Annotated in this window: 1 protein-coding gene; it reads right to left on the bottom strand. The window is 50.7% G+C overall.

Annotated features, from left to right (window positions below):
* On the bottom strand, positions 1 to 459 hold a 459-nt coding region (locus tag LKK83_RS27015; protein ID WP_324634579.1), incomplete at its 3' end, for a pentapeptide repeat-containing protein.
* Positions 460 to 655 lie beyond the last annotated feature (196 nt).

Here is a 655-nt window from a genome sequence, read left to right as displayed (position 1 = left end):
TCCCCTGGCTCTCATCCCGACGCTCACCAAGCACGGGTAGAGCGCGGGGCTTCCCGCCGAGAAGCTAAAATCCGCCCCGGCTATCTTGACACTTTCAAACTGGGATCCGAGCAAAATCGTTTCCACCAATATCGCATCGGTTAAATCCGCCCCGGTTAAATCCACTTGGTCGAGCATCGAATTGGTCAAATCCGCACCATGCAGGTTTGCTTCCGTCATCACGGATAAGCTGAAAATCGCCCCTTGCGCTTGGGCGTTTTCAAAGTTGGTGAATTGCAAATAACAGTTGGATAACTCCGCCGATTGCAAGTTCTCGCCGGAAAAATCTTTGCCGTTGAGATCGGCATTGCTATAGGATAACGGCGGGGCGTAATATTTAGTGGCTTGCGCCAATGCAGGTGCTTGAAGTTGCCACCCCAGCAGCAGAAGAGCAATAATCGCGATTTTCCAAAGGATCATAAGGGTTCGATTCAATGGGCAAAGGTTTTCAGGATTATAGATCGCGGTACGGTATTTTGGGTTGGAACCTGGAGATCTGATGGCTACAATTAAGGTAGTACAGTGATGGGTTAACAACGTTGTCAGCACCCCGCTCTAAAGAGACGGGGCTTCTAGCCCCTGACTTTAGGTAGCTGACCAGCCTAAGCCCTACGAG

It is taken from the genome of Phormidium sp. CCY1219 (assembly GCF_035615515.1).
GTDB lineage: Bacteria > Cyanobacteriota > Cyanobacteriia > Cyanobacteriales > Laspinemataceae > CCY1219.
Note: the sequence above shows the minus strand (reverse complement) of the source record. Positions and strands in the feature narration are given on the sequence as shown.